At 74.2% G+C, this 26,710-nt stretch carries 24 protein-coding genes and 1 pseudogene; 12 read left to right on the top strand and 13 right to left on the bottom strand.

Annotation, left to right across the window (positions count from 1 at the left end):
- Together FRAQA3DRAFT_RS26440 and FRAQA3DRAFT_RS26435 are read right to left on the bottom strand one after the other, a co-directional pair.
- Window positions 1-1,594 (bottom strand): ATP-dependent helicase (locus FRAQA3DRAFT_RS26440; protein ID WP_009742121.1); only part of this gene is annotated, 1,594 nt, incomplete at its 3' end.
- Entirely contained in the window at window positions 1,591-4,941 is a 3,351-nt protein-coding gene (locus FRAQA3DRAFT_RS26435; protein WP_009742120.1) for an ATP-dependent DNA helicase, read from the bottom strand. The genes FRAQA3DRAFT_RS26440 and FRAQA3DRAFT_RS26435, both read right to left, overlap by 4 nt.
- 126 nt (window positions 4,942-5,067) lie before the next feature.
- Between FRAQA3DRAFT_RS26435 and FRAQA3DRAFT_RS26430 the strand changes: the two genes are divergently transcribed.
- On the top strand, window positions 5,068-5,817 hold the full coding sequence (locus FRAQA3DRAFT_RS26430; RefSeq protein ID WP_009742119.1) for an SDR family NAD(P)-dependent oxidoreductase: 750 nt from the start codon (window positions 5,068-5,070) through the stop codon (window positions 5,815-5,817).
- Window positions 5,818-5,869: 52 nt separating this feature from the next.
- On the opposite strand, the gene FRAQA3DRAFT_RS26425 is transcribed toward FRAQA3DRAFT_RS26430, so the two are convergent.
- Complete coding sequence (locus FRAQA3DRAFT_RS26425; protein ID WP_009742118.1) at window positions 5,870-6,268, bottom strand: MGMT family protein; 399 nt, start codon at window positions 6,266-6,268, stop codon at window positions 5,870-5,872.
- Window positions 6,269-6,315: 47 nt separating this feature from the next.
- The gene (moeZ, locus tag FRAQA3DRAFT_RS26420) at window positions 6,316-7,488 is read right to left on the bottom strand and encodes an adenylyltransferase/sulfurtransferase MoeZ (protein ID WP_009742117.1); all 1,173 of its coding nucleotides are present in this window, start codon (window positions 7,486-7,488) and stop codon (window positions 6,316-6,318) included.
- A 205-nt stretch (window positions 7,489-7,693) separates the two neighbouring features.
- Here moeZ and FRAQA3DRAFT_RS26415 point away from each other — a divergent pair, with 205 nt between their 5' ends.
- Entirely contained in the window at window positions 7,694-7,897 is a 204-nt protein-coding gene (locus tag FRAQA3DRAFT_RS26415) for a CsbD family protein (RefSeq protein WP_051054489.1), read from the top strand.
- A 30-nt stretch (window positions 7,898-7,927) separates the two neighbouring features.
- Here the strand turns inward: FRAQA3DRAFT_RS26415 and FRAQA3DRAFT_RS26410 are convergent, their stop codons facing one another.
- Window positions 7,928-9,040: a Ku protein gene (locus FRAQA3DRAFT_RS26410; RefSeq protein WP_009742115.1), complete on the bottom strand. Its 1,113-nt coding sequence runs from the start codon at window positions 9,038-9,040 to the stop codon at window positions 7,928-7,930.
- Window positions 9,041-9,451: 411 nt separating this feature from the next.
- Between FRAQA3DRAFT_RS26410 and FRAQA3DRAFT_RS26405 the strand changes: the two genes are divergently transcribed.
- The 3 genes from FRAQA3DRAFT_RS26405 to FRAQA3DRAFT_RS26395 all read left to right on the top strand — a co-directional run bounded on the left by FRAQA3DRAFT_RS26405 (window position 9,452) and on the right by FRAQA3DRAFT_RS26395 (window position 10,991).
- Entirely contained in the window at window positions 9,452-9,652 is a 201-nt protein-coding gene (locus tag FRAQA3DRAFT_RS26405) for a hypothetical protein (protein ID WP_009742114.1), read from the top strand.
- Between the two features lie 279 nt (window positions 9,653-9,931).
- Entirely contained in the window at window positions 9,932-10,630 is a 699-nt protein-coding gene (locus FRAQA3DRAFT_RS26400) for a TetR/AcrR family transcriptional regulator (RefSeq protein ID WP_009742113.1), read from the top strand.
- Window positions 10,631-10,766: 136 nt separating this feature from the next.
- The gene (locus tag FRAQA3DRAFT_RS26395; protein WP_009742112.1) at window positions 10,767-10,991 is read left to right on the top strand and encodes a DUF3107 domain-containing protein; all 225 of its coding nucleotides are present in this window, start codon (window positions 10,767-10,769) and stop codon (window positions 10,989-10,991) included.
- 66 nt (window positions 10,992-11,057) lie between these two features.
- On the opposite strand, the gene FRAQA3DRAFT_RS26390 is transcribed toward FRAQA3DRAFT_RS26395, so the two are convergent.
- On the bottom strand, window positions 11,058-11,753 hold the full coding sequence (locus FRAQA3DRAFT_RS26390; RefSeq protein ID WP_009742111.1) for a ferritin-like fold-containing protein: 696 nt from the start codon (window positions 11,751-11,753) through the stop codon (window positions 11,058-11,060).
- 412 nt (window positions 11,754-12,165) lie between these two features.
- Here FRAQA3DRAFT_RS26390 and FRAQA3DRAFT_RS26385 point away from each other — a divergent pair, with 412 nt between their 5' ends.
- The gene (locus tag FRAQA3DRAFT_RS26385; protein WP_051054488.1) at window positions 12,166-13,761 is read left to right on the top strand and encodes a DEAD/DEAH box helicase; all 1,596 of its coding nucleotides are present in this window, start codon (window positions 12,166-12,168) and stop codon (window positions 13,759-13,761) included.
- Between the two features lie 83 nt (window positions 13,762-13,844).
- Here FRAQA3DRAFT_RS26385 and FRAQA3DRAFT_RS26380 read toward each other — a convergent pair whose 3' ends face one another.
- Both FRAQA3DRAFT_RS26380 and FRAQA3DRAFT_RS26375 read right to left on the bottom strand, forming a co-directional pair.
- A complete protein-coding gene (locus FRAQA3DRAFT_RS26380; RefSeq protein ID WP_009742109.1) occupies window positions 13,845-14,129 on the bottom strand; it encodes a hypothetical protein in 285 nt (94 codons plus the stop codon).
- 98 nt (window positions 14,130-14,227) lie between these two features.
- Window positions 14,228-15,184: a ParA family protein gene (locus FRAQA3DRAFT_RS26375; RefSeq protein ID WP_009742108.1), complete on the bottom strand. Its 957-nt coding sequence runs from the start codon at window positions 15,182-15,184 to the stop codon at window positions 14,228-14,230.
- Between the two features lie 269 nt (window positions 15,185-15,453).
- On the opposite strand from FRAQA3DRAFT_RS26375, the gene FRAQA3DRAFT_RS26370 reads away from it, so the two are divergent.
- Together FRAQA3DRAFT_RS26370 and FRAQA3DRAFT_RS26365 are read left to right on the top strand one after the other, a co-directional pair.
- Complete coding sequence (locus FRAQA3DRAFT_RS26370) at window positions 15,454-16,902, top strand: hemolysin family protein (protein WP_009742107.1); 1,449 nt, start codon at window positions 15,454-15,456, stop codon at window positions 16,900-16,902.
- Window positions 16,899-17,972 carry a hemolysin family protein gene (locus FRAQA3DRAFT_RS26365; RefSeq protein ID WP_009742106.1) on the top strand — a complete coding sequence of 358 codons (1,074 nt, stop codon included), beginning with the start codon at window positions 16,899-16,901 and terminating at the stop codon, window positions 17,970-17,972. Before FRAQA3DRAFT_RS26370 ends, FRAQA3DRAFT_RS26365 begins: the two co-directional genes overlap by 4 nt.
- A gap of 45 nt (window positions 17,973-18,017) precedes the next feature.
- Here FRAQA3DRAFT_RS26365 and FRAQA3DRAFT_RS26360 read toward each other — a convergent pair whose 3' ends face one another.
- On the bottom strand, window positions 18,018-18,461 hold the full coding sequence (locus FRAQA3DRAFT_RS26360) for an antibiotic biosynthesis monooxygenase (protein WP_009742105.1): 444 nt from the start codon (window positions 18,459-18,461) through the stop codon (window positions 18,018-18,020).
- A gap of 52 nt (window positions 18,462-18,513) precedes the next feature.
- Here FRAQA3DRAFT_RS26360 and FRAQA3DRAFT_RS26355 point away from each other — a divergent pair, with 52 nt between their 5' ends.
- Window positions 18,514-19,200 carry a hypothetical protein gene (locus tag FRAQA3DRAFT_RS26355; RefSeq protein WP_009742104.1) on the top strand — a complete coding sequence of 229 codons (687 nt, stop codon included), beginning with the start codon at window positions 18,514-18,516 and terminating at the stop codon, window positions 19,198-19,200.
- Between the two features lie 21 nt (window positions 19,201-19,221).
- Here FRAQA3DRAFT_RS26355 and FRAQA3DRAFT_RS26350 read toward each other — a convergent pair whose 3' ends face one another.
- Complete coding sequence (locus FRAQA3DRAFT_RS26350; protein WP_009742103.1) at window positions 19,222-20,430, bottom strand: pyridoxal phosphate-dependent aminotransferase; 1,209 nt, start codon at window positions 20,428-20,430, stop codon at window positions 19,222-19,224.
- Window positions 20,431-20,519: 89 nt separating this feature from the next.
- Entirely contained in the window at window positions 20,520-21,368 is an 849-nt protein-coding gene (locus FRAQA3DRAFT_RS26345; RefSeq protein ID WP_035921550.1) for a PD-(D/E)XK nuclease family protein, read from the bottom strand.
- Window positions 21,369-21,741: 373 nt separating this feature from the next.
- On the opposite strand from FRAQA3DRAFT_RS26345, the gene FRAQA3DRAFT_RS33710 reads away from it, so the two are divergent.
- Complete coding sequence (locus tag FRAQA3DRAFT_RS33710) at window positions 21,742-22,098, top strand: chorismate mutase (RefSeq protein WP_083873783.1); 357 nt, start codon at window positions 21,742-21,744, stop codon at window positions 22,096-22,098.
- A 348-nt stretch (window positions 22,099-22,446) separates the two neighbouring features.
- On the opposite strand, the pseudogene FRAQA3DRAFT_RS37725 reads toward FRAQA3DRAFT_RS33710, so the two are convergent.
- Both FRAQA3DRAFT_RS37725 and FRAQA3DRAFT_RS26335 read right to left on the bottom strand, forming a co-directional pair.
- Window positions 22,447-22,650, bottom strand: a pseudogene (locus tag FRAQA3DRAFT_RS37725) (DUF1003 domain-containing protein); the annotation flags it as partial.
- Between the two features lie 158 nt (window positions 22,651-22,808).
- Window positions 22,809-24,152, bottom strand: coding sequence for a magnesium transporter MgtE N-terminal domain-containing protein (locus FRAQA3DRAFT_RS26335; protein ID WP_035921548.1), 1,344 nt, complete (start codon window positions 24,150-24,152; stop codon window positions 22,809-22,811).
- A gap of 296 nt (window positions 24,153-24,448) precedes the next feature.
- On the opposite strand from FRAQA3DRAFT_RS26335, the gene FRAQA3DRAFT_RS26330 reads away from it, so the two are divergent.
- Together FRAQA3DRAFT_RS26330 and FRAQA3DRAFT_RS26325 are read left to right on the top strand one after the other, a co-directional pair.
- Entirely contained in the window at window positions 24,449-25,408 is a 960-nt protein-coding gene (locus FRAQA3DRAFT_RS26330; protein ID WP_009742099.1) for a CoA ester lyase, read from the top strand.
- Window positions 25,409-25,432: 24 nt separating this feature from the next.
- Window positions 25,433-26,638 carry an acyl-CoA dehydrogenase family protein gene (locus FRAQA3DRAFT_RS26325; RefSeq protein ID WP_009742098.1) on the top strand — a complete coding sequence of 402 codons (1,206 nt, stop codon included), beginning with the start codon at window positions 25,433-25,435 and terminating at the stop codon, window positions 26,636-26,638.
- Window positions 26,639-26,710 lie beyond the last annotated feature (72 nt).

The raw sequence follows: 26,710 nt of genomic DNA, 5'->3' as shown, positions 1-26,710 counted from the left end.
GCGGGCCGGTGAGCAGGCGGACGAGCGCGGCGTTCGCCGTGGGCGCGTCGAGGACCTCCAGCATCGCGACGATCTCGGCGACCTCCGGCACGGTGAGCAGCCCGGTCAGCCCGACGACCTCGACCGGCAGCCCGACGGCCTGCAACGCGGTCAGCAGCGGCGGGATGTCCCCGCGGGCCCGGACGAGGACGGCGATGTCGCCGGGTCCGGTTCCGGCGTCGACGACCTCGCGCAGTCGGCCGGCGATCCAGGCCACCTCGTCGGCCCAGCTCGCGTGCAGGGCGACGACCGTCTCGCCGCGCTCGGCGACGTCGGCCCGCGGGCGCAGCTTGACGACGCGATGGCGCGCGCGCAGCTGCGCCGCCACGGCGTTGGCGAGGTCGAGCAGCCGGCCGCCGCTGCGCTGGTTCACCGACAGCTCGTAGACGGCGGCCGGCTGGCCGTCCGCGCGCGGGAAATGGGTCGGGAAGTGGTCGAGGTTCGCCACCGACGCCCCACGCCAGCCGTAGATCGCCTGGCAGGGGTCGCCGACGGCGGTGACCGGGTGGCCGCCGCCGAACAGGCCGGTGAGCATGCGGCGCTGGGCGACCGAAGTGTCCTGGTACTCGTCGAGCAGGACGACGGCGGCCCGGGCCCGCTCGGCGCGGCCGACCTCCGGCATCGTCTCGGCGAGGCGGGCCGCGTAGGTGACCTGGTCGCCGAAGTCCAGCACGTCCCGCTCGCGGCGGGCGGCCCGGTACTCGGCCACGAGCGCGGCGAGCTCGCTGCGCCCGCGCGCGGCGGCCGCGAACCGGCGCAGCCGCTCCTGGACACCCTTGGTGCCCCGCCGGCCGCCGGCGGCGTCCAACGCGGCCAGCACCTCCTCGAGGAAGGCGGTGTCGAACGCGACGAGCTTCGCCGGGTCGATCAGGTGCTCGCTCATCTCCGCGTCGAGCGCGACCAGCTCGCCGACGACGGCCCCCAACGACCGGGTCAGCGCCTGCACCGGCCCGCCGTAGGCGCGGGCGACCCGCGCGGCGAGCTGGTAGCGCGCCGCCCCGGAGAGGAGCGCGATGTCGGGTTCCAGGCCGAGGCGCAGCGCGTTGTCGACGACGAGCCGCCCGGCGAAGGCGTGGTAGGTGGCGACGGTGGGTTCGCCATCCACCTCGGCGTCGACGGCCGATCCCGGGCCCGACCAGCCGCCGGGGTCGGCGGCGCCGGCCTTGCGCAGCGCGAGACGCACCCGGCCGGCCAGCTCCGCGGCCGCCTTCGTCGTGAAGGTCAGCCCGAGCACCTGCTCGGCGCGCACCTGGCGGGTCGCGACGAGCCAGACCACCCGGGCCGCCATCACCGAGGTCTTCCCGGAGCCGGCGCCGGCGACGATCACCCCTGGCTCCAGCGGGGCGGTCGCGGCGGCGATCTGCTCGTCGGTGTACGGGACCTCCAGCAGGTCGCGCAGGTCCTCCGGGTCGAGCCGGGGACCGGCGGGAACGCCGTGGGCGTCGGCGCCGGAGTCGACGCCGAATCCGGGCAGGAACGGCTGGCGGGACAGCGTCCCCCCGGCTCCCGCGTATCCCCGGCCGGCCGGCGGGGAACCGGAGCCGGACGCGCTCAATCGATCACCTGCCGTCCCTCGGGGCGGGCCGGGCAGCTCGTCTGGAACGTGCACATCGTGCAGTGCTCGCCCGGAGTCGGCCGGAACGCCTCCGCGTCGATGGTGCGCACCGCCTCGCCGAGGACCTCGTCCATCCAGGTGGGCCCCTCGGCGGGCAGCGCCTCCTGCGCCTGGACCTCGGGCGGGCCGGGCGCCTCCCCGGGCAGGCGGGGCCCGGCGCCGGCGCCCGGCGCGTCGCGGCGAAGCTGGACGAGCTCGGCGCCGCCGGGCACCGCGGGGTCCGCCGCGGCGGGGCCGCCGGCGGCGGCGATCGCCGCGTCGAGCGCGCCGGCACGCACGGCGAGCTGGTAGCTGCCGAGCTGCGGGTGGGTGGCGAGCTCGGCGCGGCCGGGCGCGGTCCGGCCGGTCTTGAAGTCGATGACGTGCACCCGGCCGGCGTCGTCGAGCTCCAGCCGGTCGATGAACCCGCGCAGCACTACCTCGCGCCCGGCGACGTGAAGCCGGCAGGTGAACCGGACCTCCGCGTCGACGACCCGGCGCCCGCGCTCACCGGCGTGCCAGGCCAGGAAGCGGGCCAACGCCTCCCGGGCGGCGGCCCGCTCCTGGTCGCTGCGCCAGCGGGCCTCGTAGTCCAGATGCCGCCAGACGGTGTCGAGCCGGGCGTCGAGGGCGGCGAGGTCCGCCGGGGTACGCCCGGTGGTGACCTCGTCGGCGAGGGCGTGCACCACCTTGCCGAAGCCCTGCGCGGTGGAGGCGACGGTGACCGCGTGCGCCTCGTGCTCCAGAAACCAGCGCAGCGAGCAGGTGCCGATGCTCGACAGCGACGAGCCGGACAGTCGCAGCGGCGCCCCCGGCGCGACGACCGGCACGTCGGAGTCGGTCACGTCGAGCAGCCCCCACCAGGTCGCCGGGTGCGCGGCGGGGACGAGCGGGCGGTGGGCGTCGTCGCGGGCGGCGGCGAGGGCGGCGAGGCGGCGGCGGGCGGCGGCGCGCAGGGCCAGGCTGGACGTCGGCTCGGTCGCCAGCCGGCGCAGCGTCGCGACGAGGCCGACGAGGGTCAGCGGCCGGGCCGGGCGGCCGGGGATGTTCTCGACGGCGACCCCGAGCTCGTCGAGCAGCCGGCTGGGCAGGCTGCCGTCGTCGTCCGGGCTGTTGACGGCGGTGACCAGCAGGCGGCGGCGGGCCCGGGTGAGCGCGACGTAGAACAGCCGCCGTTCGTCGGCGAGCAGGTCCTGGCGGGTCAGCGGCGGGCGCAGGCCGCCGCGGGCGGGCGCGTCGAGCTGCTCCGCGCCGAGCAGCGAATGCCGTTCCCGCAGGTCCGGCCAGATCCCGTCCTGGACACCACAGACCGCGACGACGTCCCACTCCAGACCCTTGGCGCGATGCGCGGTCAGCAGCCGCACACCGCGGCGGCGGGCGTCCTCCCCCACCGGCGCGATGGCGTCGGCGGCGATCTGCTGACGGCCCAGCTCGTCGACCAGCGACGCGGCGCCGGTGCCGGGCCCGCGCCGCTGGGCGAGGCGGGCGACGGCGTCGAACAGCGCCACCACCGCGTCGAGATCGCGGTCGGCCGCGCGCCCCGCCGCCCCGCCGGCCGCCGACGCCGCCACGAGCTGCTGCTGCCACCCGCTGGCCGACCACAGCGCCCACAGCGCCTGCTCGGGCGAGCCGGCCGGCTCCCGCAGCGCCCGGCGGGCCACGACGAGCAGGTCACCGACCCGACGGGCGGGCCGAGCGACCGGCTCGGCGACGCGCACCAGCCAACGGTCCGGATCGGCGACGGCCTGGCGGACCAGCTCGGCCGACGGGGCGGGCTGTCCGCTCCCAGCGCCGCGATCGCCGGCGCCGGTGTCGCGATCGAACGCGCCGGTGTCGCGATCGAACGCACGCAGCGCGCGCCCCAGCTCCCGCAGGCCCGCCGGGTCCGCCCCGCCGAGCGGGGAGGTGAGCAGGGTGCGGGCGGCATCGGCGGTGAGCGCACCGGCGGGGTTGTCCGCGCAGCGCAACGCCAGCAGCAGCAGCGCCGCGGCGGGCTCCTGCGCGACGGGCAGGTCGTCACCGTCGACGCTGACCGGCACGCCCGCGGCGGTCAGGACCCGGCGCAGCCGGGCGATGCGGTCCGCGGTGCGGACGAGGACCGCCATCGCGGGCCAGGGGGTGGCGTTCTCCAGGTGCTCGCGGCGCAGCAGGTCGGCGACGGCCTCCGCCTCCGCGCCGGCACTCGGATAGGTCCGGACCTGGACCCGGCCCGCGCCGAGGTCGGTGCGCCCGATCAGGTCGCGGTGGGCCCGGATCTCGGCCACCGGGAGGCCGGCCGCCGGGATCCGCCTGGCCACGTGCCGGCTCGCCTGCAGCGGGGCTGGCGCCATCCGCCGGCCGGTGCGCAGCGCGACGATCGGCGCGCCGCCACCGCGCCCCGGCGCGCCGAACCGCTGCGGGAAGTCGAGCAGGCCGGCGACCTCTGCCCCGCGGAAGGCGTAGATCGACTGGTCGGGATCGCCGAAGACGACCAGGTCGCGCCCGCCGCCGGCGACCGCGCGCAGCAACCGCTCCTGCGCCGGGTCGGTGTCCTGGTACTCGTCGACGAAGACGTGCCGGTAGCGGGCGCGCAGCGCCTCGCCCGCCTCGGCGCCCTCGGCGACGACGACGGCCCGGTGCACCAGGTCGGCGTAGTCGAGCGCGCCCTCGAAGCCCAACACGTCGAGGTACATCTCGTAGAACTCGGCGAGGGCGGTCCAGTCGGGCCGGTCGGTGCGCCGGGCGAGCTGGGCCAGGCCCAACGGCTCCAGGCCGACCTCGCGGGCCCGCGCCAGCAGCGCCCGCACCTCCTCGGTGAAGCCGCGGGTGCCCAGGGCGCGGGCGAGCTGCGGGGGCCAAACCGGACGGCCGTCCTCGCGCGAGCCCTCGATGAGCTCCCGCAGCCGGCTGTCCCGCTCCGGGCCCGACAGCAGCCGGAATCCACCGTGGGGCGCCGGCCGATCGTGCGCCCGCAGCAGCGCCAGGCACCAGGCGTGGAAGGTCCACGCCCCCGGGCCGCCCCCGGCGCCGGCGCCGGCCGGGCCGAGCCGGGCGGTGATCCGCTCCCGCAGCTCGCCCGCGGCCCGGCGACTGAAGGTGAGGACCAGGATCGACCGCGGGTCCGCCCCGGCCTCGATCCGGGCGGCGACCGCCTCGACCAGGGTGGCCGTCTTGCCCGTGCCCGGGCCGGCGAGCACCAGCAGCGGGCCGCCCGGGTGCTCGATGACCCGGCGCTGCGCCGGGTCGGCGACGAACGGGCGCGGCGGCGCGACCGGCGTCGGGACGAGCCGGTGGCCGGCGGGCGCGGCGGGGGCAGGTGCGACAACCACCCCGACAGCACACCACGCGGGTCCGACAGCCTCGCGGCGGCTCCCGACCGTGCCGCGCCACGCGGGGATGCGCCGGGATCGGGGTCGCGTGCACGCGCCGACCGCGACATGGCACTGTCATGGCCCATGACCGAATGCAGCGGCAAGGTTGCGCTGGTGACCGGGGCGGGATCGGGCATCGGCGCCGCCTGCGCCCGCCGGCTGGCGAGCGCGGGCGCCCAGGTAGTCGTCACGGATCGCCACCCGGACGGCGTCAAGGAGGTGGCGGCGCAGATCGAACGGGACGGCGGGGCGGCGATCGCGCTGGAGGCCGACGTCACCGACCCCGACGCGCTCGAACGGGCGGTGCAGGCCGCCGTCGGCACCTTCGGGCGGCTCGACCTGGCGGTGAACAACGCCGGCATCACCGCCGGACGCGAGCCGGTCGGGACGACCCCCGCCGAGGACTGGCAGCGGGTGCTCGACGTGAACCTGTCCGGGGTCTTCTACAGCATGCGCGCCGAGATCACGGCGATGCTGCACAGCGGCGACGGCGGCTCGATCGTCAACATGGCCTCGGTGTTCGGCACGGTCGGCTTCGCCGGGTCGGCGCCGTACGTCGCGGCGAAGCACGGCGTGATCGGGCTGACCAAGACCGCGGCCCTGGAATACGCGACGCGGCGGATCCGGGTCAACGCGGTCGCGCCCGGCTTCGTCGACACGCCGCTGCTGCACGTCGACGGGCGCCGCCAGCGCGGCGCGGCGCTGCTGGCGCCGGTCAACCGGCTGGGCACCGCCGAGGAGGTGGCCGAGGTGGCCGTGTTCCTGCTCTCCGACCGGGCGTCGCTGGTCACCGGCAGCGTCTACCTCGCCGACGGCGGCCTGACCGCCCGATGACCGGCGGCCGGACGGCCGGCGACCTCGCGCCGGCCCGGTCCGGCCCGCCCGGTCAGGCCGGCGAGACCGGCGTCCCGTCCCATCTGGCGGCGATGAGGTCGACCCGCTCGCCGTTCGCCGACAGTGGGGTGCGGTCGGCCGCGAGCCGGCGCAGCGCCTCGGCCGGCGCGGCCGGGTTCGGCTCGCCGGACGCCCGGATGACCCGGTGCCACGGCAGGTCGTCGTCCGCGTAGCGGGACAGCGCCGCGCCGACGGTCCGGCCGGTGCCCGCGCCGACGTACTCGGCGACGTCGCCGTAGGTCATCACCTTGCCGGCCGGGATCCGGGCGACCGCGTCGAGCACCTCGGCGGCGTGCGGGCTCGGCTCGGCCCCGCCGAGGCGGATCCGGGTGCCGAGCCCGGCGGACAGGCTCGCCGGCGGCGCGTCGCGCCGGGCGCGGGGCCGGCTCACCGCGACCCCGCGGACCGGCGCACGCCGGTGACGGACCCGCCCACGGCTCAGTAGACCGGCAGGGACTTGTCGACCTGGGTGGCCCAGGCCGTCACGCCGCCCTGGACGTGCACGGCCGAGGAGAACCCGGCGCCCTTGAGCGTCGCGAGCGCATCGGCGGAGCGCACCCCGGACTTGCAGTAGACGACCACCCGCCGGTCCTGGGGCAGCTCGGCGAGGTGGGCCGGCAGGTCGCCCTTCGGGATCAGCCGGGCACCGGGGATCCGGACGATCTCCCACTCGGCCGGCTCGCGGACGTCGACCAGCTCGATCGGCTCGCCGGCGTCCAGCCAGCCCTTGAGCTCGCTCGCGGTGATCGTCGAACCGGCGGCCGCGAGCTGGGCCTCCTCGGAGACGACGCCGCAGAACGCCTCATAGTCGATCAGCTCGGTGATCGACGGGTTCTTCCCGCACAGCGGGCACTCCGGGTCCTTGCGGACCTTGATCGAGCGGTAGGTCATCTCGAGGGCGTCGTAGACCATCAGCCGGCCGACCAGCGGGTCACCGATCCCGGTCAGCAGCTTGATCGCCTCGGTGGTCTGGATGGAGGCGATCGACGCGCACAGCACGCCGAGCACGCCGCCCTCGGCGCAGGACGGGACCATCCCGGGGGGCGGGGGCTCCGGGTAGAGGCAGCGGTAGCACGGACCGTGGTCCGCCCAGAAGACGCTGGCCTGGCCGTCGAACCGGTAGATCGAGCCCCAGACGTACGGCTTGCCGAGCAGGACGGCCGCGTCGTTGACCAGGTACCGGGTGGCGAAGTTGTCGGTCCCGTCGACGATGAGGTCGTACTGGCTGAAGATCTCCTTCACGTTGGAGGTGTCCAGCCGGGTCTCGTGCAGGACCACGTTGACGTACGGGTTGATGTTGCGGACCGAGTCCCGCGCCGACTCGGCCTTCGACCGGCCGACATCGGACTGACCGTGAATGATCTGACGCTGCAGGTTCGACTCGTCGACGGTGTCGAACTCCACGATGCCGAGCGTTCCGACGCCCGCGGCCGCCAGGTACATCAGGGTCGGCGAGCCGAGCCCGCCGGCGCCCACTGCAAGCACCCTGGCGTTCTTCAGCCGCTTCTGGCCGTCCATGGCGACATCCGGGATGATCAGATGCCTGGAGTACCGGCGAACCTCGTCGACGGTCAGGCCCTCGGCGGGGTCGACCAGGGGCGGAAGGGACACTCTTGCTCCTCGCGTTCGGTGTCGTTCTTCGACGATGCCACATCGCTGCGCGGCCTCGTCGGGAAGTGAGTCATCCAGCGCCGGATCCGCGCGCCCGCTGCCGCTTCCGCCCGGCGGACCTCGCGCTGAACCACTCCCTTCGGTGCAGCGTCTGGCACCCCCGGCGTGTTCCCCGGACCCCGCTGGGTACACCGACGATGACCAGATGACCACACCCCGTGGGGAGTTGAGTGCGGTGTCCTTCGTCGACAAGGTCAGGAACAAGGTGGACGAGCTGCGAGGACGGGGCAAGGAGACGGCCGGGAAGGCCACCGACAACCGGGACCTGCGGGCCGAGGGCACGGGCGAGCGCAGTGTCGCCGACCTGCGCAACGCCGGCGAGAAGGCCAAGGACTCCTTCCGCCGCTAGCCCCGGCCCCGCGCCGCCCACCCGGCCCGGTCAGGCGGAGCGCCGGGTGGGCGCGGCGGTCCTCGGGGGCGTCGCCTTCGGCTTCGCCGTGCCCTTGGTCGCCGTCCCCTTGGACGGCGCGGCCTTCGACGGCGCGGCCCTGGACGTTCTTCCCCTCGACGGCGCGGCCTTCGACGTTCTTCCCCTCGACGGCGCGGCCTCCGAGGACGCGCCGTCGGACGAGCCCGCGTCCTTCGAAGGTCCGTCCGACCCCTGACCATCCACTGCGCCCGTCCTGACCGCGCTTCTCCCGACCGCGGCCCCGTCGGCGGCGGCCTTCTCGCCACCCGCCGCGCCGGTGGGGGCCTCGTCGGCCCCGGCGTCGTCCGGGTGGTCCTGGCGGGCGGCGGTGATACTCGCACGCAGCGCGGCCATCAGGTCCCCGACCGGCTCCTCCTGCGGGCCGGCCGGCGGGCTGACCACCTCACGGCCGGCGATCTTGGCATCGATCACCGACTGCAACGCCTCCCGGTACCCGTCGGTGAACCGGGTGGGATCGAAGTCGGCGGCGAGGGTGACGATCAGCGAGGCGGCCATCGCCAGCTCCTGCGGGTGCACCTCGACGTCCTCCTCGAGGAACGGGAAGTCCGGTTCGCGCACCTCGTCCGGCCAGATCATCGTCTCCAGGACGAAGATGCCGCCGCGCACCCGGAGCGTCGCGAGCTGCTCGCGCTGACGCAGAGCTATCTTCACCAGCGCGACGCGACCCGATTCGGCCAGCGCGTCGCGCAACAGCACGTAGGGCTTCGCGCCGGTGCGGTCCGGTTCGACGTAGTAGCTCTTGGCGAAGTAGATCGGGTCGACCTGCTCCAGCGGGACGAACTCCAGCACGTCGATCGCCCGGGAGGTGGACAACGGCAGGTTCGCGAAGTCCTCGTCGGTGAGCACGACGGTCTGGCCGTCCGGCAGCTCGTAACCCTTGGCTATGTCGGCGTAGTTGACCTCGTCCCCGTCGGCCTCCGCCACTCTGCGATACCGGACGCGGGATCCGTCCGAGCGCCTGACCTGGTGAAACGCGACGTCTCGCTCCTGGGTCGCGGGGTAGAGCCGGACCGGGATCGACACCAGGCCGAAGGAGATCACACCCTTCCAGATCGAACGCATGTTTGCCCCTCACGTCGATTACCCACCATGGTGACCCACCGGACGCCCACGAGTAAGCCAGATGAGGGAAACGCCCGAATTTATCAGCAGACGCGAGCCAGGGCACGGCGGATCGCAAGCGGGGACACGGCACGGACGACACCGAGCGACCGCCGCCGGCACCGGCCGGAAGAGGTGCGGGCGTGACGGCGACAGCGGCGGGACCGATGCCGGGATGAGCGACGCGGTCCACCAGACGACGGTTGAGGTGGATGGGTGACCGGCGGGCGGCCCGACCGGGAGGGTCGGACGGTTCCGCGTGAGACGTCCCGATCCCGGGCACATCGCGATCCGGACCCGGTCCGGGTCTGGACCGAATCCGGCACCCGCCGCGGCGGGCCGCCACACCGACGAGCGCAGGAGGACGTCCCCATGGGAGTACCCACCGATCTGCCGGCCTCCGGCCTCCCCTTGGAGGCGCCGGACGCCGACGCGGCCGAGCAGGCCCAGGAGGTCCGGCCGCCGACGGGCGCACCGCCGGTGCCCCCCGTGCCGCCGAGCGAGGCCAACGAGTTCGACGTCGTCGAGCAGAGCATCGTCGTCGAGACCGATGAGGACGACGACTACCGCTGAGCGCGATCACCCGGTGTACGCAGCCATCCCGGTGCACGCAGCCATCCCGTGCACGCGAGCATCCCGTGCACGCGAGCATCCCCGTTCGGGCGACCACCGCCAGGCGAGCGCCGCCCGGTGAGGGAGTCGAACCCACCGATGGGTGCCGCACCACAGGACACGCGGCCGGCTCACTATGCGACAGTGGGCCGGCCCCGGGGCCCGGTGGTCGCGTTCCGGTGCCACCGCCGGGCCGGTGTTCGAAGGTAGGGTTGACCACATCGACCAGGAGGTGCGCTGGTGACCGCCGAGCCAGCCTCGCCCGGCACGCGCCCGGGACGGACTCCCCGGCTACCCCGCACCGCTCGCCGCTTCCAGCTCCTCGGAGCCGCCCGCGAGGTCTTCGTCGCCCAGGGCTACCACGCCGCCGCGATGGACGAGATCGCCGAGCGGGCAGGCGTCAGTAAGCCGGTGCTCTACCAGCACTTCCCCGGCAAGCTGGAGCTGTATCTCGCGCTGCTCGACGAACATGCCACCCAGCTCGTCACGAGCGTCCAGGAGGCACTCGCCTCCACCACGGACAACCACGCGCGCATCGCGCGCTCCGTGCGCGCGTACTTCGACTTCGTCAACGACCCGTCCGGCGCCCACCAGCTCGTGCTGGAGTCCGACCTGCGCAGCGTGCCCGCGGTGCGCCAGCGCATCGAGACCGCGTTCGCCCAGTGCGTGCGTTCCATCGCGGCGACCATCGTCGCCGACACCGGGCTCGCCCAGGACGAGGCCGACCTGCTCGCCGTCGGGCTGGTGGGACTCGCCGAGACGGCCTCCCGGTGGTGGCTGGTCCGCGGCGGCACCGTGGCGAAGGAGCGGGCCATCGAGTCGATGGTGGAGCTGGCCTGGCGCGGCATCGGCGGGTATCCCCGCCAGGACCACCACGACCCCCGCCCCGACCCGCACGACCCCCGGCCCGCGCACGAGGAGCCCCGCACGGGCCCATGAGCGGCGGATGTGCCGGGAGCGAACACGCCGATGCCGTCCCGGTGGAGAAGTCCCGGAAGCCATAGTGTGGGCGGTGATCCAACATCGGCGGCGCTCGTCCGCCGGGTGTAGGTCCGACAAAGGCGGAGGTCATCGGGTGGAGGTCAAGATCGGCGTGCGGCAGGTCAACCGGGAACTGGTGCTTGAGAGCGACCAGTCCGCGGAGGCCGTCGCCGCGCTGGTGGGTGAGGCGGTCAAGGCCGACAACGGCGTGCTGACCCTCACCGACGAGAAGGGTCGGCAGGTGGTGGTTCCGGTCGCCTCTCTGGCCTATGTGGAGATCGCCGCCAGCGGGCCGCGTCGCGTGGGCTTCGGCGCCTGATCGCGGGCTGATCGCGGGCTCGGCGTGCCGGGCGGCCTGTCCGCCCGGCACGCCCGGCGGCCGTGGTCAGGCCGACAGGCCCAGCGCCGCCATCCGGCGGCCGTGCGCGGCCATGATGCGGTTGAAGATCGCTGCCAGCGCATCCAGGTCGCCGACCCCGACCAGCAGGCCGGTCAGCGCGTCCCGGTCGACCCCCACCCGCTGCGCCTGGGTGAGCGCCTCGCCGACCAGCCGGCGGGCCCACAGCGCGAGGCGGCCGGCGACCGTGGGGTTGACCTCGATCGCCGCCCGCACCCGGTCGACCGCGAACGCGGCGTGACCGGTGTCATCGAGGACGCTCAGGACGAGTTCACGCGAGGGCGAGGGCGAGGGCAGGCGCTCGGCGATCTCGCGGTAGAAGTCGGCCGCGATGTTGTCGCCCACGTACGCCTTGACCAGGCTTTCCAGCCAGTCGGCCGGGGCAGTCGAGTTGTGGAACGCGGTCAGCGGGCCGATGAACGGTGCCATCGCGTGCTCCCGGTCGACGCCGAGCCGGTCGAGTTCCTCGCAGATGGCCTGAAAGTGGGAGAACTCGGCGGCGGCCATGGCCGCCAGGGCGATCTTGTCGTCAAGAGTCGGTGACATCCGCGCGTCGGTGGCCATCCGCTCGAAGGCGGTCAGCTCACCGTAGGCAAGCAGGCCCAGCAGGTCGACGGTTGCCTGGTCCGGCGGGGCCGCCCGGTCTCCGGGCACGTGGGTCGGCGGGGAGGATGTCTGCGTCACAGGCGCGATTCTGGCACCCGCCGCCGTTGCTGCCGGCAAACCTCGGCCAAGGAGCCCCCACTCGGCGTCACACCAGCTATGCTAGGTCGTAGCCAGAGGTCATTATGTCACCTCGGCTGTCGCGTAGCAGGCGTCGCCTCGTCACCTGTGCACCCAGAGTAGCCGTCCACGGCGCCGGGGCACACGGACTTCGGGTCGCGGGCGCCGCGCGGCTCACCGCGAGCGGGTTCAGCGTAGACACCGCTCAGAGAAGACCAGGAGCGTCCCGCTGTCCGTCACAGCCGCAGCACCCTCAGATGATCTCCCCACTTCCCAACCACTGACCGACACGCCCGCGACGCCGGCCGCGCCCACCTTCGCCGACCTCGGAGTTCGCACCGAGACGGTCGAGGCGCTGACCGAAGCGGGCATTGTGCACGCTTTCCCCATCCAGGAGCTGACGCTTCCGCTCGCCCTGGCCCGCAACGACATCATCGGTCAGGCCCGCACCGGCACCGGCAAGACCCTCGCCTTCGGCATCCCCGTCGTACAGACGGCGCTGGCGGCGAAGGAGGGTGCCGACGGCCGGCCGCAGGCCCTCATCGTCGTGCCCACCCGTGAACTGTGCGTCCAGGTGACGTCCGACGTCACCCGCGCCGGTGCGCGCCGTGGCCTTCGGGTGCTGTCCGTCTACGGCGGGCGGGCCTACGAGCCGCAGCTCACCGCGCTGCGCGCCGGTGTCGACATCGTCGTCGGCACGCCGGGCCGGCTGCTCGACCTCGCCCGTCAGCGGGTGCTCGACCTCGCCGGCGTGCGCACCCTGGTGCTCGACGAGGCCGACGAGATGCTCGACCTGGGCTTCCTGCCCGACGTCGAGCGCATCATGGCGCAGCTGCCGACCAGCCGACAGACCATGCTGTTCTCCGCGACCATGCCCGGCCCGGTCATCTCGCTGGCCCGGCGGTTCATGCAGCGGCCGGTGCACGTCCGCGCCGAGCAGCCGGACGAGACCCGCACGGTGCCGACCACGCACCAGCACGTCTTCCGCGCCCACGCGCTGGACAAGATGGAGGTGCTCGCCCGTGTCCTGCAGGCGGGTGGCCGCGGGCTCGCGATGGTGTTCGTGCGTACCCGCCGCACCGCGGACAAGGTCGCCGAGGACCTGGACAAGCGCGGGTTCGCCGCCGCCGCCGTGCACGGCGACCTCGGGCAGGGCCAGCGCGAGCAGGCGCTGCGCGCGTTCCGGGCCGGCAAGGTCGACGTCCTCGTCGCCACCGACGTGGCCGCCCGCGGCATCGACATCAGCGGCGTCACCCACGTCGTGAACTACCAGTGCCCCGAGGACGAGAACGTCTACCTGCACCGGATCGGCCGCACCGGCCGCGCCGGCGAGAGCGGCGTCGCCGTCACCTTCGTCGACTGGGACGACCTGCCCCGGTGGACGCTGGTGAACAAGGCGCTCGCGCTGCCGTTCGACGGCCCGCTCGAGACGTACTCCACCTCCCCGCACCTGTTCGAGGCTCTCGGCATCCCGACGGACGCCAAGGGCACCCTCCCGCACGCCGCGCGTACCCGCGCCGGGCTCGACGCGGAGGACCTCGAGGATCTCGGCGAGTCCCGTCGCGGCGGGCGCCGCGGAGCACGTTCCGGGCGCGAGGCGTCCCAGACGGACAACCCGCCGGTGTCCACCCGCACCCGCACCCGTCGCCGCACTCGCGGTGGCGGTGCCGCGGCCGCCGCGTCCGGCCTGACCATCGCCGCCGACGGCAGCGAACAGACCGACCCGGCCGCCACGGCACCGGACGTGGACACCTTCACCTCCGATGACATCGACACCGACACCGCCCACGTCGTCTCGACGCTGTCCCCCGAGTCGGTCGGCGAGCCGGTCCGTCGCCGCCGTCGCCGCCGCGGCAACCGCGGGCGCGGCTCCGGCGCGGGCGTGGAACTCACCGAGGCCGACACCGACGCGATCAGCTCGATCGGCGCGCTCGACGACGACGAGGCCCCTCGGGCCGAATCCGCCTGAGCGGGGGGCGGGTCACCACCGCCCATCCCGCCCAACGCCGGCCCGCGTGGCCCCCTGGCCCGGCGTTGGGATCTGGAAGCTCCTCAGCCCGCCGGCCGCAGGTGCAGCCCCAGCCGCACCCAGCTCATCCGCCGGCAGGTCGGGCAGCGCAGCAACGAGGGATGCCGCGGACGCACCAGCGGCAGGTGGACGCTGGGGGTGAGGATCCACAGCGCCTGCTTCGCCCCGAGCAGGCTCGTCTGCCCGCAGCGGGAACATTCCACGCTCAGGCTCGCGTTCGGCGGGGTCGTCGGTCGCAGCCCGCTGTACAGCGCGCGTTTGCCGTGCGCGTCCCGCCCCACCGCCGGGCCCGACGGGGTCTGCGTCACCGCCGGCGGCCTGGAACCCCGCGGCCGCAATCTGTCGAACCCGGCAGAGGCGCGCTGCTGGGCGCCCGGCGACCGCGGCGGGCCGCTCGCCCGCACACTCACACCCGGGCCCGGTCTGCCCCGATTGGTACCGGTTCGACCCGAACCGGTTCGAGGGCCACCGCCTCGAGAGCCACCGCCTCGAGGGGTACGGCCACCACTGTTTCCACCTCTACGGGCTCCACTTCGGCGGTTCCCGGTTCGAGGTGGGCTGGTTCGACCGCGACGACGGCGGGACCCGAATGTGGCGCGGCCTGCCCGCTCACCTCGGCGATGGCCCGGGCATGCGCCCGGTAGGCCTCGGCGCCCTTGGAGCGCCGCGCCGTCGACAGGATCGACCGCCCGGTGCCGGGCGCCTCCGCGAACCGCACGGAACGGGCGATCGGCGGTGCGAGCACGGCGATGTCGTAGCGCGCGGAGACGTCGGCGAGCACGGCCCGGCAGTGGGCCGTACGCCCGTCGAACAGGGTCGGCAGGACACCACGGACCCCGAGGCGCGGATTCGTCAGCCGCTGCACGTCGTGCACCGTGTCGAGGAGCTGGCCGACACCGCGGTGCGACAGCGTCTCGCACTGCAACGGCACGACCACCTCGTCGGCGGCGGTGAGCCCGTTGATGGTGAGCACGCCCAGCGACGGCGGGCAGTCGATGAGCACGAAATCGTAGGCGTCGATCACCTCGGCGAGGGCGAGCCGCAGCGCGTGCTCGCGGCCGGTGCGCGACAGCAGCACCGCCTCGCAGCCGGCCAGCTCGATCGTCGCGGGCAGCAGGTCCATGCCGTCGGAGGTCCTGGTGATCACGATGCCCGCGGAGAGTCGACCGAGGAGCACATCGTGCACGGACAGCTCGAGGGTGTCGGGATCCAGGCCGAGGGAGAAGGTCAGGCACGCCTGCGGGTCGAGATCCACCAGCAGCACGCGGCGACCCAGCTCGCTCAGTGCGGCGCCGAGGCTGGACACGGAGGTCGTCTTGGCGACGCCGCCCTTCTGGTTCGCTACAGCAAGTACGTGGGCCACACCGATCAGTGTGGATGCGTAATCGTGTGGTCACAACACTTGGCGTCCCGAAATCTCGACGCGCCCCGCCGCCCGAGCGCCAACCGCCACAGACCGGACGGCCGCCCGCCGAGCGTCGCCCACGCGAAACGCGGACGTACCGTGGCCCTGCCATGGTGTGCGGGCCGGCGTCGCCGGGTAGCGCAGCACCGTAGGCCCCTGCCCGCGGCCCCCTTCCGAGACCATGGTGATGCGACGATGACCATGCCCGCCGGCATCGGCGGCGCCGGGTGATCCAGGCGATCGTCTATCTCGCGGTCGTCGTGGTGCTGATCGCCGCCAACGCGCTGTTCGTGGCGGCGGAGTTCGCCCTGGTCGCGATCGAGCCGCACCAGGCGGAGCAGGCCGCCCGCACCGGTGACCGACGATCCCAGGCGGTACTGCGGGCCGTGCGCTCACTGTCGTTCCAGCTCTCCGGCGCGCAGCTCGGCATCACGGTGACCTCGCTGGCCGTCGGCTACCTCGCCGAACCGGCGCTGGCCACCCTCGTCCACCCGGCGTTGCACGCCGTCGGCCTGCCGGACGCCCCGAGCTCGGTGCTCGCGCTCGTCCTCGCCCTGTTCGTCGCGACCGTGAGCCAGATGGTCTTCGGCGAGCTGGTGCCGAAGAACTGGGCGATCAGCGAGCCGCTGCGGGTGGGCCGGGCCGTCTCCTGGCCGCAGGTGTGGTTCTCCCGGGTGTGCGGTCCGCTCATCAGGCTGCTGAACGGGGGCGCCAACGCGATCCTGCGCGCGCTGGGGGTGGAGCCCCAGGACGAGATGCACGCCGGCCGGTCCCCCGCCGAGCTCGGCTCGATCGTGCGCGCCTCCGCCCGCCAGGGCACCCTGCCGACCTCGACGGCCGCACTGCTGCGGCGGTCGCTGCGCTTCGGTGACCGCCACGCCGCCGACGTGATGACCCCGCGGGTACAGACCGTCTGGGCCGACGCCGACATGCACGTCGCCGATCTGCTCCAGGTGGCGCAGCAGTCGGGGCATTCCCGGTTCCCGGTGCGGGGAAGGGTCGAGGGAGATCGCGTCGACGGCGAACCCACCGAAGGAGCTCACGCCGAAGGAGATCGCGCCGAGGGAGATCGTGCTGACGGGGACCGGGCCGGGGACGTCGACGGCGTGGTCGGGGTCGTGCACGTCAAGGACGTCTTCCGAATCCCGGCCGAGCGCCGCGCGGCGGTGAGCGTGCGCGAGATCATGGTCCCGCCACTGCTCGTGCCCGCCTCGCTGGGCTGCGATGCCCTGCTCTCCCGGCTGCGCCGACACGGGCTGCAGCTGGCCGCCGTCATCGACGAGTACGGCGGGACCGCCGGCATCGTCACCCTGGAGGACCTCGTCGAGGAGCTGGTCGGCGAGGTGTCGGACGAGCACGACCTGCCGAGCACCCCCGGGGTGGTGCCCGACGGGCCGCGCTCCTGGCTGCTGTCCGGGCTGCTGCGACCCGACGAGGCGGCCGACGCCACCGGCGTCCGGCTGCCCGACGGGCCGTACGAGACGGTCGCCGGGCTGGTGCTCGCCCGACTGGGCCATCTCGGCGCGGTCGGGGAGCAGGTGGAGGTCGACGGCGTCACTCTGACGGTCGTGGCCGTCGATCGGCACCGCATCGACCGGGTGCGGCTGACCGCCCCGCCCCTGCAGACGCCCCAGACACGGCAGACGCCCCAGACACGGGCGGAGAGCGGGTCATGACCCTGCTAGCACTGCTCGCAGGACTCGCACTGATCGCCGGCAACGCGTTCTTCGTCGGCGCCGAGTTCGCCTTCGTCTCCGCGCGCCGCGACCGGCTGGAACCCATGGTCGAGGCCGGCGACAAGCGGGCTCGCTCGGTCATCGGCGCCCTGGAGCACCTCTCACCACTGCTCGCCGCGACCCAGCTCGGCATCACCCTGTGCTCGCTGGCGCTCGGCGCCGTCGCCGAGCCGACGGTCGCGCATCTGCTGACGGACCTGCTCCACGCGCTCGCCGTGCCCGAGGCGGCGCAGCACGCGATCGCCTTCGCGGTCGCGCTGACCATCGTGTCCGCGCTGCACATGGTGCTCGGCGAGATCGTGCCGAAGAACCTGTCGATCGCCGGCCCCGAACGGGCCCTGGTCTGGCTCGGGCCGCCGCTGATCGCCTTCGCCCGGGCCACCGCGCCGTTCGTGCTCCTGCTGAACTCCTTCGCCAACCGAGTGCTGCGGCTGCTGGGGGTCGAGCCCCGCGACGAGCTCGCCTCCGCCTACAGCCCGCAGGAGCTGGCCGCCATCATCGCCGAGTCGAAGCAGGAGGGGCTGCTCGAACAGGCCGAGCACGAGCGGCTCACCAGCGCCCTGGAGCTGTCCGACCGCGACGCGGGCGCGGTGATGATCCCGCTGTCGCAGGCCGTGACGATCGCCTGGACGACCACCGCCCGCGAGCTGGAGGACGCCGTCGCCCGCACCGGCTACTCCCGGTTCCCGGTGCGGGTGCCCGACGCCGGGTCCGGCTCCGGCCGGGGTGCCGCCGACGGCCTCGAGATCGCGGGCTTCCTGCACGCCAAGGACATCCTGGGGATCGCGCCCGAGGACCTCGACACCCCGCTGGCCCCACCGCGGCTGCGCCAGATGGTGGAGCTCGGCACGGACACGCCCCTGGACCAGGTGCTGCGCCGCATGCAGCGCGCCGGCAGCCACCTGGGCCGGGTCGTCGACGCCGCGGGGACGACCGTCGGCGTCATCGCGATGGAGGACGTGGTCGAGCAGTTCGTCGGCGAGGTCACCGACGCCAGCCACCACGACTGAGCACGGGCCGGCCACCCCCGGCGCGGCAACCCCCGCCGCCGGGCCTCAGTCGGAGCCGGGCGCCGCCGACTGCACCACCTCGAACGACCACAGCGTGGCCCCGGTCGCCGCGGGAGCACCGGTCCCACCGTGACCGCTCGCACCGCCATGACCGCCATGACCGCCGTGACCGCCGTGACCAGCGCCGCCGCCGTGACCGGCCGGCGCGCCCTGCCCGGCCGGCGCGTTCGCGCCAGCCGCGGCCTCGGCGGCCGCCCGGCGGTGGCCCTCCTCGAACGCCTGCGAGGACTGCCACTTCTGGAAGTCCTCCTCGCTACGCCAGCGGGTGTAGACGAGGTACGTGTCCGTTCCCTCGATCGGGCGCAGCAGCTCGAACCACTCGAACCCGTCGGCCTGCTCGACCATCCCGGCCCGGCCGGCGAACCGCTGTTCCAGGGCGGCCCGCATCTCGGCGGGCACGGTCAGCGCATTGATCTTGACGACGCTCATGTCTTCACCGTAGTGCGAAGGCCCCCGCGCGGCGCCACTAGAGTGCCCCAGCGTGACAGGTCTTCCCCGGGTCGCCGTTCTCGGCGTGGACGCGGCCACCGCCGCCGCGACGATCTCCCTCGTCGACGGGGGGCTCGCGGTCGCCGCCTTCTCCCCCGGCCCCGTGCCGCCCGCCGCCCATGCACGCCTCGCCGCGTACGGCTGCGCCGACCAGGTCGTCGCGGTGTCGCCCGACACCCTGCGCCTCGCGGCGGCCGGCCCGGCGGCGCCCTTCGAGGTCCACGGCGTGCGGGCCGATCCCCGGACCTCGGCGACGTCCGCGTCCCCGGCCGCCGCGGGAGCCGCCGAGGGAGCCGGGGCGGGGGGTGACCTGCTCGGCGTCTTCGACGCGGTCGTGCTGGGCGATGCCACGGCCCGGCTGGGGCCGGGCGGGCCGGACTCGCCCCGCTTCGGCGGCGTGTTCGACCTGGCGGCCGCCTGGGTCTTCCACGTCAGCGACTCCCCGGAGCTGGCCGGTGCGCAGGGCCGGTGGATCGGGGAGTATCTGCGTGGCCGGTACGCCCCGCCCGAACCCGCGGCGATGAGCGCCCGCCCGGCGCTGCTCGGCCGGTCGACACGCGGCGGGGTGCGCGCCGAGCTCGCCGAGCTGGACCGTGAGCTGCGCGCCGGGCACGCCCGCGCCGCCGGAATCGGCTACCGCCTGCCGACCCCGCCGGCCCGGCTCACCCCGGCGCCGTGACGCCCCCGCCCGAGCGCCGGATCAGCCGCCGGCGGCCGGGCGGCCCAGCCGGGCCAGGCGGTCCGCGGCGGCCTGCAGGGTGGAGAGCTTCTTGGGGAAGCCGAACCGGATGATGTGGCGTCCGTCGGCGGGATCGGCGAAGAACGACGAGCCGGGCACGGTCGCCACCCCGATCTCGGTGACCAGCCGCCGGGCCAGGGCCACGTCGTCCCCGGCCGGGTCGACCGCGCGGGTGTCGCACATCACGTAGTAGGCGCCGTCCGGCTGCCGGAACGTGAACCCGGTGTCGGCCAGCGCGGCGCACAGCAGGTCGCGGCGGGTTCGGTACTGCTCGGCGAGCCCGTCGTAGTAGGCGGGCGGCAGGCCCATCGCCGCCACGCCGCCGGCCTGCAACGGCGCCGCCGCACCGACGGTCAGGAAGTCGTGGACCTTGCGGATCGCCGAGGTGTAGGCGGGCGGCGCGATCGTCCAGCCGACCCGCCAGCCCGTGACCGCGTAGGTCTTCGACAGGGCGTTGATGGTGACGGTCCGATCCTCGAGGCCGGGGATCGTCGCCGGCGGGATGTGGCCGCCGGGTCCGAGGTAGTGGATGTGCTCGTAGATCTCGTCGGTGAACACCAGGGCGTCGTGGCGCTGGCAGAGCTCGGCGACCAGCTCCAGCTCGTCGCGGCGCAGCACCTTGCCGGTCGGGTTGTGGGGGGTGTTCAGGACGATGGCGCGGGTGCGGTCGCTGAAGGCCGCGCGCAGCTCCGCCGGATCGATCGACCAGTCGGGAGCATGCAGGCGGACCAGCCGCGGGCGGGCGCCGGACAGGATCGTGTCGGGGCCGTAGTTCTCGTAGAACGGCTCGAACATGATCACTTCGTCGCCGGGGTCGACCAGCGCCAGCATGGTGGCGATCATCGCCTCGGTCGAACCGCACGTCACGCAGATCTCGGTGTCCGGATCGACCGACCAGCCCGGGTAGATCCGCCCCACCTTCGCGGCGACCGCGGCGCGGAACTCCGCCGCCCCCCAGGTGATCGCGTACTGGTTCACGTCCGCGTCGATGGCGGCCTTGGCCGCCTCCTTGAGCTCGGGCGGGCAGGCGAAGTCGGGGAACCCCTGGGCCAGGTTCACCGCGTCATGCACGAGGGCGAGCCGGGTCATGTCCCGGATGACGGACTCGGTGAAGGTCATCGCCTTCGCGGAGACCCGCGGCTGGGCGGGTGCGGTGGTCTGCTCGGACACCGCCCCATGTTGACATCCGGCGGGCGACCGGGTCGCCGGATGGGCGGTGTCGCGCAGGCCGGCCGGGCGGGCGCCGGGCCGCGGGGCACTCAGGCGGCGGGCCCGGGGTCTTCACCGAGGGCGTCCCAGGGCTGGCGCTCGGGGCCGGCGGCCTGGCCCTGCGGACACAGCCGGCGGAAGTCGCACCACGAGCACAGCGAGCCGGGGCGCGGCGGAAAGGCGCGCTCGGGGTCGCCGCCGGCGCGCAGGGCCTCGGTCGCGGCGACGGCGTCGGCCGCGACGGACTCGGCGCGGCGGACGTGCCGGGCGATGCTGTCCTCGGTGTGCTCGGCGACGGCGACCCGGCCGGTGGGCACGTGGTGCAGCTCGACCCGCCGGCAGGGCTGGCGCAGCATCCGGCCCGCGGCCAGTGCGTACAGGGCAAGCGCCGGCGAGGTGCGGGCGTCGTCGTCGGTCACGGGCCGCCGGCCGGTCTTGTAGTCGACGACGACGAGCTCGCCGTCCCGGTCGTCGAGGCGGTCCACCCGGCCGGAGAAGGCCAGCGCCTCGGTGCGGGTGGCGACCGACCGCTCGACCCCGCGAGGCTCGGCCGCCGGGTCCAGGTCCGCGACGTACCCGCGGACCATCTGCGCGGCCCGCTCCCGCCAGCGCTGCGACTGCTCGGGGTCGCGAAAACCCTCGTCGACCCAGACCAGTCGCAGCAGCTCGGCGGCGCGCAGCGGGGTGCGCCGCTCGAACGGCTCCTCCCACCACCGGCGCAGCGCGTTGTGCACGCTCACGCCGAACGAGGTATGCGCCCACGGCGGGCCCTTCGGCGGGCGCGGCCGGTCCAGATAGATCATCCGGTAGCGGCGCGGGCAGTCCTCGAACGCGGCCAGCCGCGACGGCGTACAGGCGAACAGCCTACGGGGCATGCCGGCGAGCTCCATCTGTGCCATCGCCTGATCATCCCACCGGCCGCGCCGCATCCGTGGCCTCGGTCACCGCGGCCGGCCGGTCGTCGACCGCTGCGGCCGACGGCCCTCGAAGCGGCCACGCCGGCCGGGGCGACGCGGGATCATCCGGGGCGAGGGGGGTGGTTGCGGCGCCAGGCCGGTTCCTGGACGGATCCGCGCCGGACTGGCATGCTTGCTGCATGGAGTGCAGCCGAACCTCGCGCCACGGCGCGCTGCTGCCTCCGTTTTATGGGGACCGGGCACGGTCCCCGCTCCACCGCTGACCTCACGCGGTACGAGCGTCAGACCCAGGCCCGGTCCGCCCCGGGTCCTCTTGGCCTGGGCTGCGCCGGGCCTCCGATCGAAAGGCCCATTCGTGGACAACCTCGTCGACCGTCCCGACGCCGCGATTCCCGCGCCCACGGCGCCGGGCGCCGCCTTCACCGGCGCGGCGCGCGCGCCGATCGCGGGCGAGGCACTGACGATCAACAATATCGCTGAGGGACGCCAGTACATCGACGACATCGACGCCCAGCTGCGTGAGCTGCTCGCCACCCGCCGCGACCTGTCCCGGCAGATCCAGGGCCTGCGCTCGGCCGAGGGCGGCCCCCGCATCGAGCACGCCCGGGAAAACGAGATCATCGCCATCTGGGCGGACGAGCTGGGTCCCCGTGGCGTCGAGATCGCGATGGCGGTGCTGACGCTCTGCCGCGGCGCGGCGGGCCAGCCCTAGGACGGCCCCAGGCACTCCCGCGGTCAGCGCTCCCGCCGCCCGCCTAGTGACCCTCCGGCGGGCCGGGCCCTGTCCGGTCGGGGTCGCGCCCCGTTCCCCGGCGGGGGCCCGTTCCCCGGCGGGGGCCTGGTCCCCGGCGGGGGCCTGGTCTCCGGCGGGGGCCTGGTCGCGGCGTGACGAGCGCTCGCCGTCCCGACGCCGGCGCCGGTCGCGCCGTTCCCGATCGCGGTCGCGGTCCGTCGCGTCCAGCTCGGCGAGCAGGGCGCGCAGCTCGGAGCGCAGGAAGTCGCGGGTGGCCAGCTCGCCGATGGTGATGCGCACGGCGGCCAGTTCGCGGGCGAGGTACTCGGTGTCGTCGCGGGCGCGCACCGACTGCTCCCGGTCCTGGGCGAGGTTCGCCCGGTCCCGGTCGTCCTGCCGGTTCTGCGCCAGCAGGATGAGCGGCGCCGCGTACGCCGCCTGCAACGACAGCACCAGCGTCAGGAAGATGAACGGGAACCCGTCGAACCGCGCGGAGCCGGGGACGAAGACGTTGTAGGCGACCCACAACACGATGACGATGCTCTGGGCGACGAGGTAGCGGGCCGTCCCGATGAACCGGGCCACCCGCTCGGCGATCCGGCCGAACGCGTCCGGCTCGTAGGCGGGCCGTAGCGACGCGCGCCGCGACAGCCGCGGCTGGTCCAGACGCGAGCCGCGCCGGTGCCCCCTCACGGAGCCGCCGGCGGGCTGCTGCCCACCTCGCCCCTGGCGGCGGGTTCCCCACCGCCCGGGGGCGGGGCGGGCGCGCCTGGCGTCGTGCGGACGTCGACGTCGGATTCGAGCTGGCGCTCGCGCCAGTCGGCCGGCAGCAGGTGGTCGAGGACGTCGTCGACGGTGACCACGCCGACGAGCCGCCCGCCGCGGTCGAGCACGGGCGCCGCGACCAGGTTGTACGACGCCAGCAGCCGGGTGACCTCGGCGAGGGGGGTCTCCGGCCGCAGCGACGCGATATCCACGTCGATCACCCCACCGACCAGGGTGGACGGCGGCTCCCGCAGCAGCCGTTGGAAGTGCGCGAGGCCGAGGTAGCGCCCGGTGGGCGTCTCGTAGGGCGGGCGGACCACGTAGACCTGTGCGGCCAGCGCCGGGGACAGCTCCGGCTCGCGGATGCGCGCGAGCGCCTCGGCCACCGTCGCGTTCGGGGCGAGCACGACCGGCTCGCTGGTCATGATCCCGCCGGCGGTGTCGTCGGCGTAGCGCAGCAGGCGACGCACGTCGGCGGCCTCGTCCGGCTCCATCAGCCGCAGCAGCCGCTCGGCGTCCTCGGCGGGCAGCTCGCCGAGCAGGTCCGCCGCGTCGTCGGGGCCCATCGCCTCCAGCACGTCGGCGGCGCGCTCCTCGGCGAGCCCGCCGAGCAGCTCCACCTGCTCGTCCTCGGGCAGCTCCTCCAGGACGTCGGCGAGCCGTTCGTCGTCGAGGGCCGCGGCGACCTCGGCGCGCCGCTTCTCGGACAGGTCGTGCAGCAGGGTCGCGAGGTCCGCGGGGCGCAGCTTCTCGAACGCGGCCAGCAGGTTCGCCGCGCCCTGGCCCTCCTCTGCCAGCGACAGGCCGGTGACCTCGTCCCAGGCGACGGTGCGGACCTCACCGCGCCGGCCCCGCCCGGTCCGCACCGCCACCTGGTCGAGCACCCAGTCCCCGCCGCGGATCGGCTCGATGGCGGCGTCGACGACGGTGACCTCGGTGCCCGACGACAGCAGCGTCGCCCGACGGTCGAGCAGCTCGCCGAGGACCCGGGTCTCGTTCGGCCGCTGCTGGAAGCGCCGCCAGCTCAGCCGGGCCGAGGAAAGCACGACCGCGCCGGACTCCACGCCGGTGACCCGCCCGATCGGCACGAAGATCGCCCGGCGCTGCACCTCGACCGCCAGGCCCAGCACGCGCGGCGGCTCGTGGCCGAGGCGCAGGGTGACGATGACGTCGTGGACGCGGCCGACCTGGTCGCCGTTCGGGTCGAGGACCAGCAGGCCGGCCAGGCGGCGGCAGTACACCCTGGACTGGATCGGACGCGTGGGCATTGCGGTCACTGACCGTTCTCGGCATGGGCGGACATACCGCCCCGGGCCGGCGCCGCAGACCTGTTCACGGCCGGAGGCTACCCGCGCGGGCGCATCCCGCAACCCCGACCCCGACATACCCGCCCGCCTGGGCAGTCACCGGCCGGCTGGGCTCCGTTCGGGCGCCGGGTCACCGGCGGGCCCGGGTTGGCCGCGGCGGGCATGAGCGGAGCCGGAGATGCTCACCGACCGGATCCATCCGGGGATCCCGGGCCGCCATCGAGCACGAGGAGTGACTAGTCGATAGCATAAAGTTCATGCCGCAGCGTTCCCGCCGCTCGTGCCTGGCCGTCCCCGGATCCTCGACGAAGATGCTCGGCAAGGCCCAGGCCCTGCCCGCCGACCAGGTGTTCTGCGACCTGGAGGACTCGGTCGCGCCCGACGCGAAGGAGGCCGCCCGGGCGAACGTGGTCGCGGCGCTCAACGAGGGCGACTGGGCGGGCCGGACCCGGGTCGTCCGGGTCAACGACCTGACGACCCGGTGGACCTACCGCGACGTCGTCGAGGTCGTCGAGGGCGCCGGGGCGAACCTGGACTGCGTGATGCTGCCGAAGGTGCAGTCCGCCGCCCACGTGGCCTGGCTGGACCTGCTGCTCACCCAGATCGAGAAGGTGATGGGGTTCGAGGTCGGCCGGCTCGGGATCGAGGCGCAGATCGAGACCGCGCTCGGCCTGTCGAACGTGCGCGAGATCGCCTTCGCCAGTCCCCGGATCGAGACCATTATCTTCGGCCCGGCCGACTTCATGGCCTCGATCAACATGCCGTCGCTCACGGTCGGCACGCTCAGCCCGGACTATCCGGGCGACCCCTTCCACTACGTGCTGTTCAAGATCCTGGAGACGGCCCGCGCCCGCGGGGTGCAGGCGATCGACGGCCCCTTCCTCCAGATCCGCGACCTCGAGGGTTTCCGAGCGACCGCCGCCCGTTCGGCCGCGCTGGGCTTCGACGGGAAATGGGTGCTGCATCCCGGCCAGATCGAGGCGGCCAACGAGATCTACGCACCGCGTCAGGCCGACTACGACCACGCCGAGCTGATCCTGGACGCCTACGCCTGGCACACCTCGGCCGAGGGCGGGCTGACCGGCGCGGTGATGCTCGGCGACGAGATGATCGACGAGGCCAGCCGCAAGATGGCCGAGGTCGTCGCGGGCAAGGGCCGCGCCGCGGGACTCTCCCGCACGCGGAAGTTCGAGCCGCCGGTCGGCGTCGAGAGCTAGCCGGCCGCAGGAGGGGGACGACCGATGGGCAGGATCGCGCAGACCGATGACCTGACCGACGTGCAGCGCGACATCCTCGCGGCGGTGCGCACGTTCGTCGACAAGGAGATCCTTCCGTTCGCCACCGAGCTCGAACACGCCGACGAATACCCGCAGTCCATCGTCGAGTCGATGAAGGAGATGGGCCTGTTCGGGATCACCATTCCCGAGCAGTACGGCGGGCTGGGCGAGTCGCTGCTCACCTACGCGCTGGTCGTGGAGGAGATCTCCCGGGGCTGGATGAGCGTCGCCGGGGTCGTCAACACCCATTTCATCGTCGCCTACCTGATCGGCCGGCACGGTACCGAGGAGCAGCGCCGCCGGCTGCTGCCGGCGATGGCGACCGGCGAGCTGCGCGGCGCGTTCTCGATGAGCGAGCCCGGGTGCGGCTCGGACGTCGCGGCGATCACCAGCCGGGCCGACCGGGAAGTCGACGGCGACGGCTACGTGCTCAACGGGCAGAAGATGTGGCTGACCAACGGCGCGCGGGCCGGGATCGTCGCCACCCTGGTGAAGACCGACGAGGGCGCCGAGTCGGTCTACCGGAACATGACCACCTTCCTGCTGGAGAAGGAACCGGGCTTCGGCACCCACGGCGGGATCACCATCCCCGGCAGCATCGACAAGCTCGGCTACAAGGGCATCGAGACGACCGAGATGGTCCTCGCCGACCATCGGGTACCGGCCGCGGCGATCCTCGGCGGGGAGGAAGGCCGCGGTCAGGGCTTCTACCAGATGATGGACGGCGTCGAGGTCGGCCGGGTCAACGTCGCCGCGCGGGCCTGCGGCATCATGATCCGCGCCTTCGAGCTCGCCGTCGCCTACGCGCAGAGCCGGCGCACCTTCGGCCGGCCGATCGCCGAACACCAGGCCATTGCCTTCAAGCTCGCGGAGATGGCGACCAAGGTCGAGGCCGGCCACCTGCTGATGGTCAGCGCCGCGCGCAAGAAGGACAGCGGGCAGCGCAACGACGTCTCCGCCGGGATGGCGAAGTATCTGGCCAGCGAGTACTGCCACGAGGTGACGACGGAGGCGTTCCGCATCCACGGCGGCTACGGCTACTCGAAGGAGTACGAGATCGAACGCCTCTACCGGGAGGCGCCGTTCATGCTCATCGGCGAGGGCACCTCCGAGATCCAGAAGCGGATCATCAGCCGGGCCCTGCTGCGGGAGTACGAAGCGCCCCACTGACCCGCTCGGGGAGCGACCGCGGGCGCCGATCGCACCGGCCGCCCGGACCGACTTGCGTAATCTGCTCCTGAC

It is taken from the genome of Frankia sp. QA3, from assembly GCF_000262465.1.
Taxonomy (GTDB): Bacteria; Actinomycetota; Actinomycetes; order Frankiales; family Frankiaceae; genus Frankia.
The sequence above is the reverse complement of the archived record's forward strand: the minus strand, read 5'-3'. Positions and strand labels throughout refer to the sequence as shown.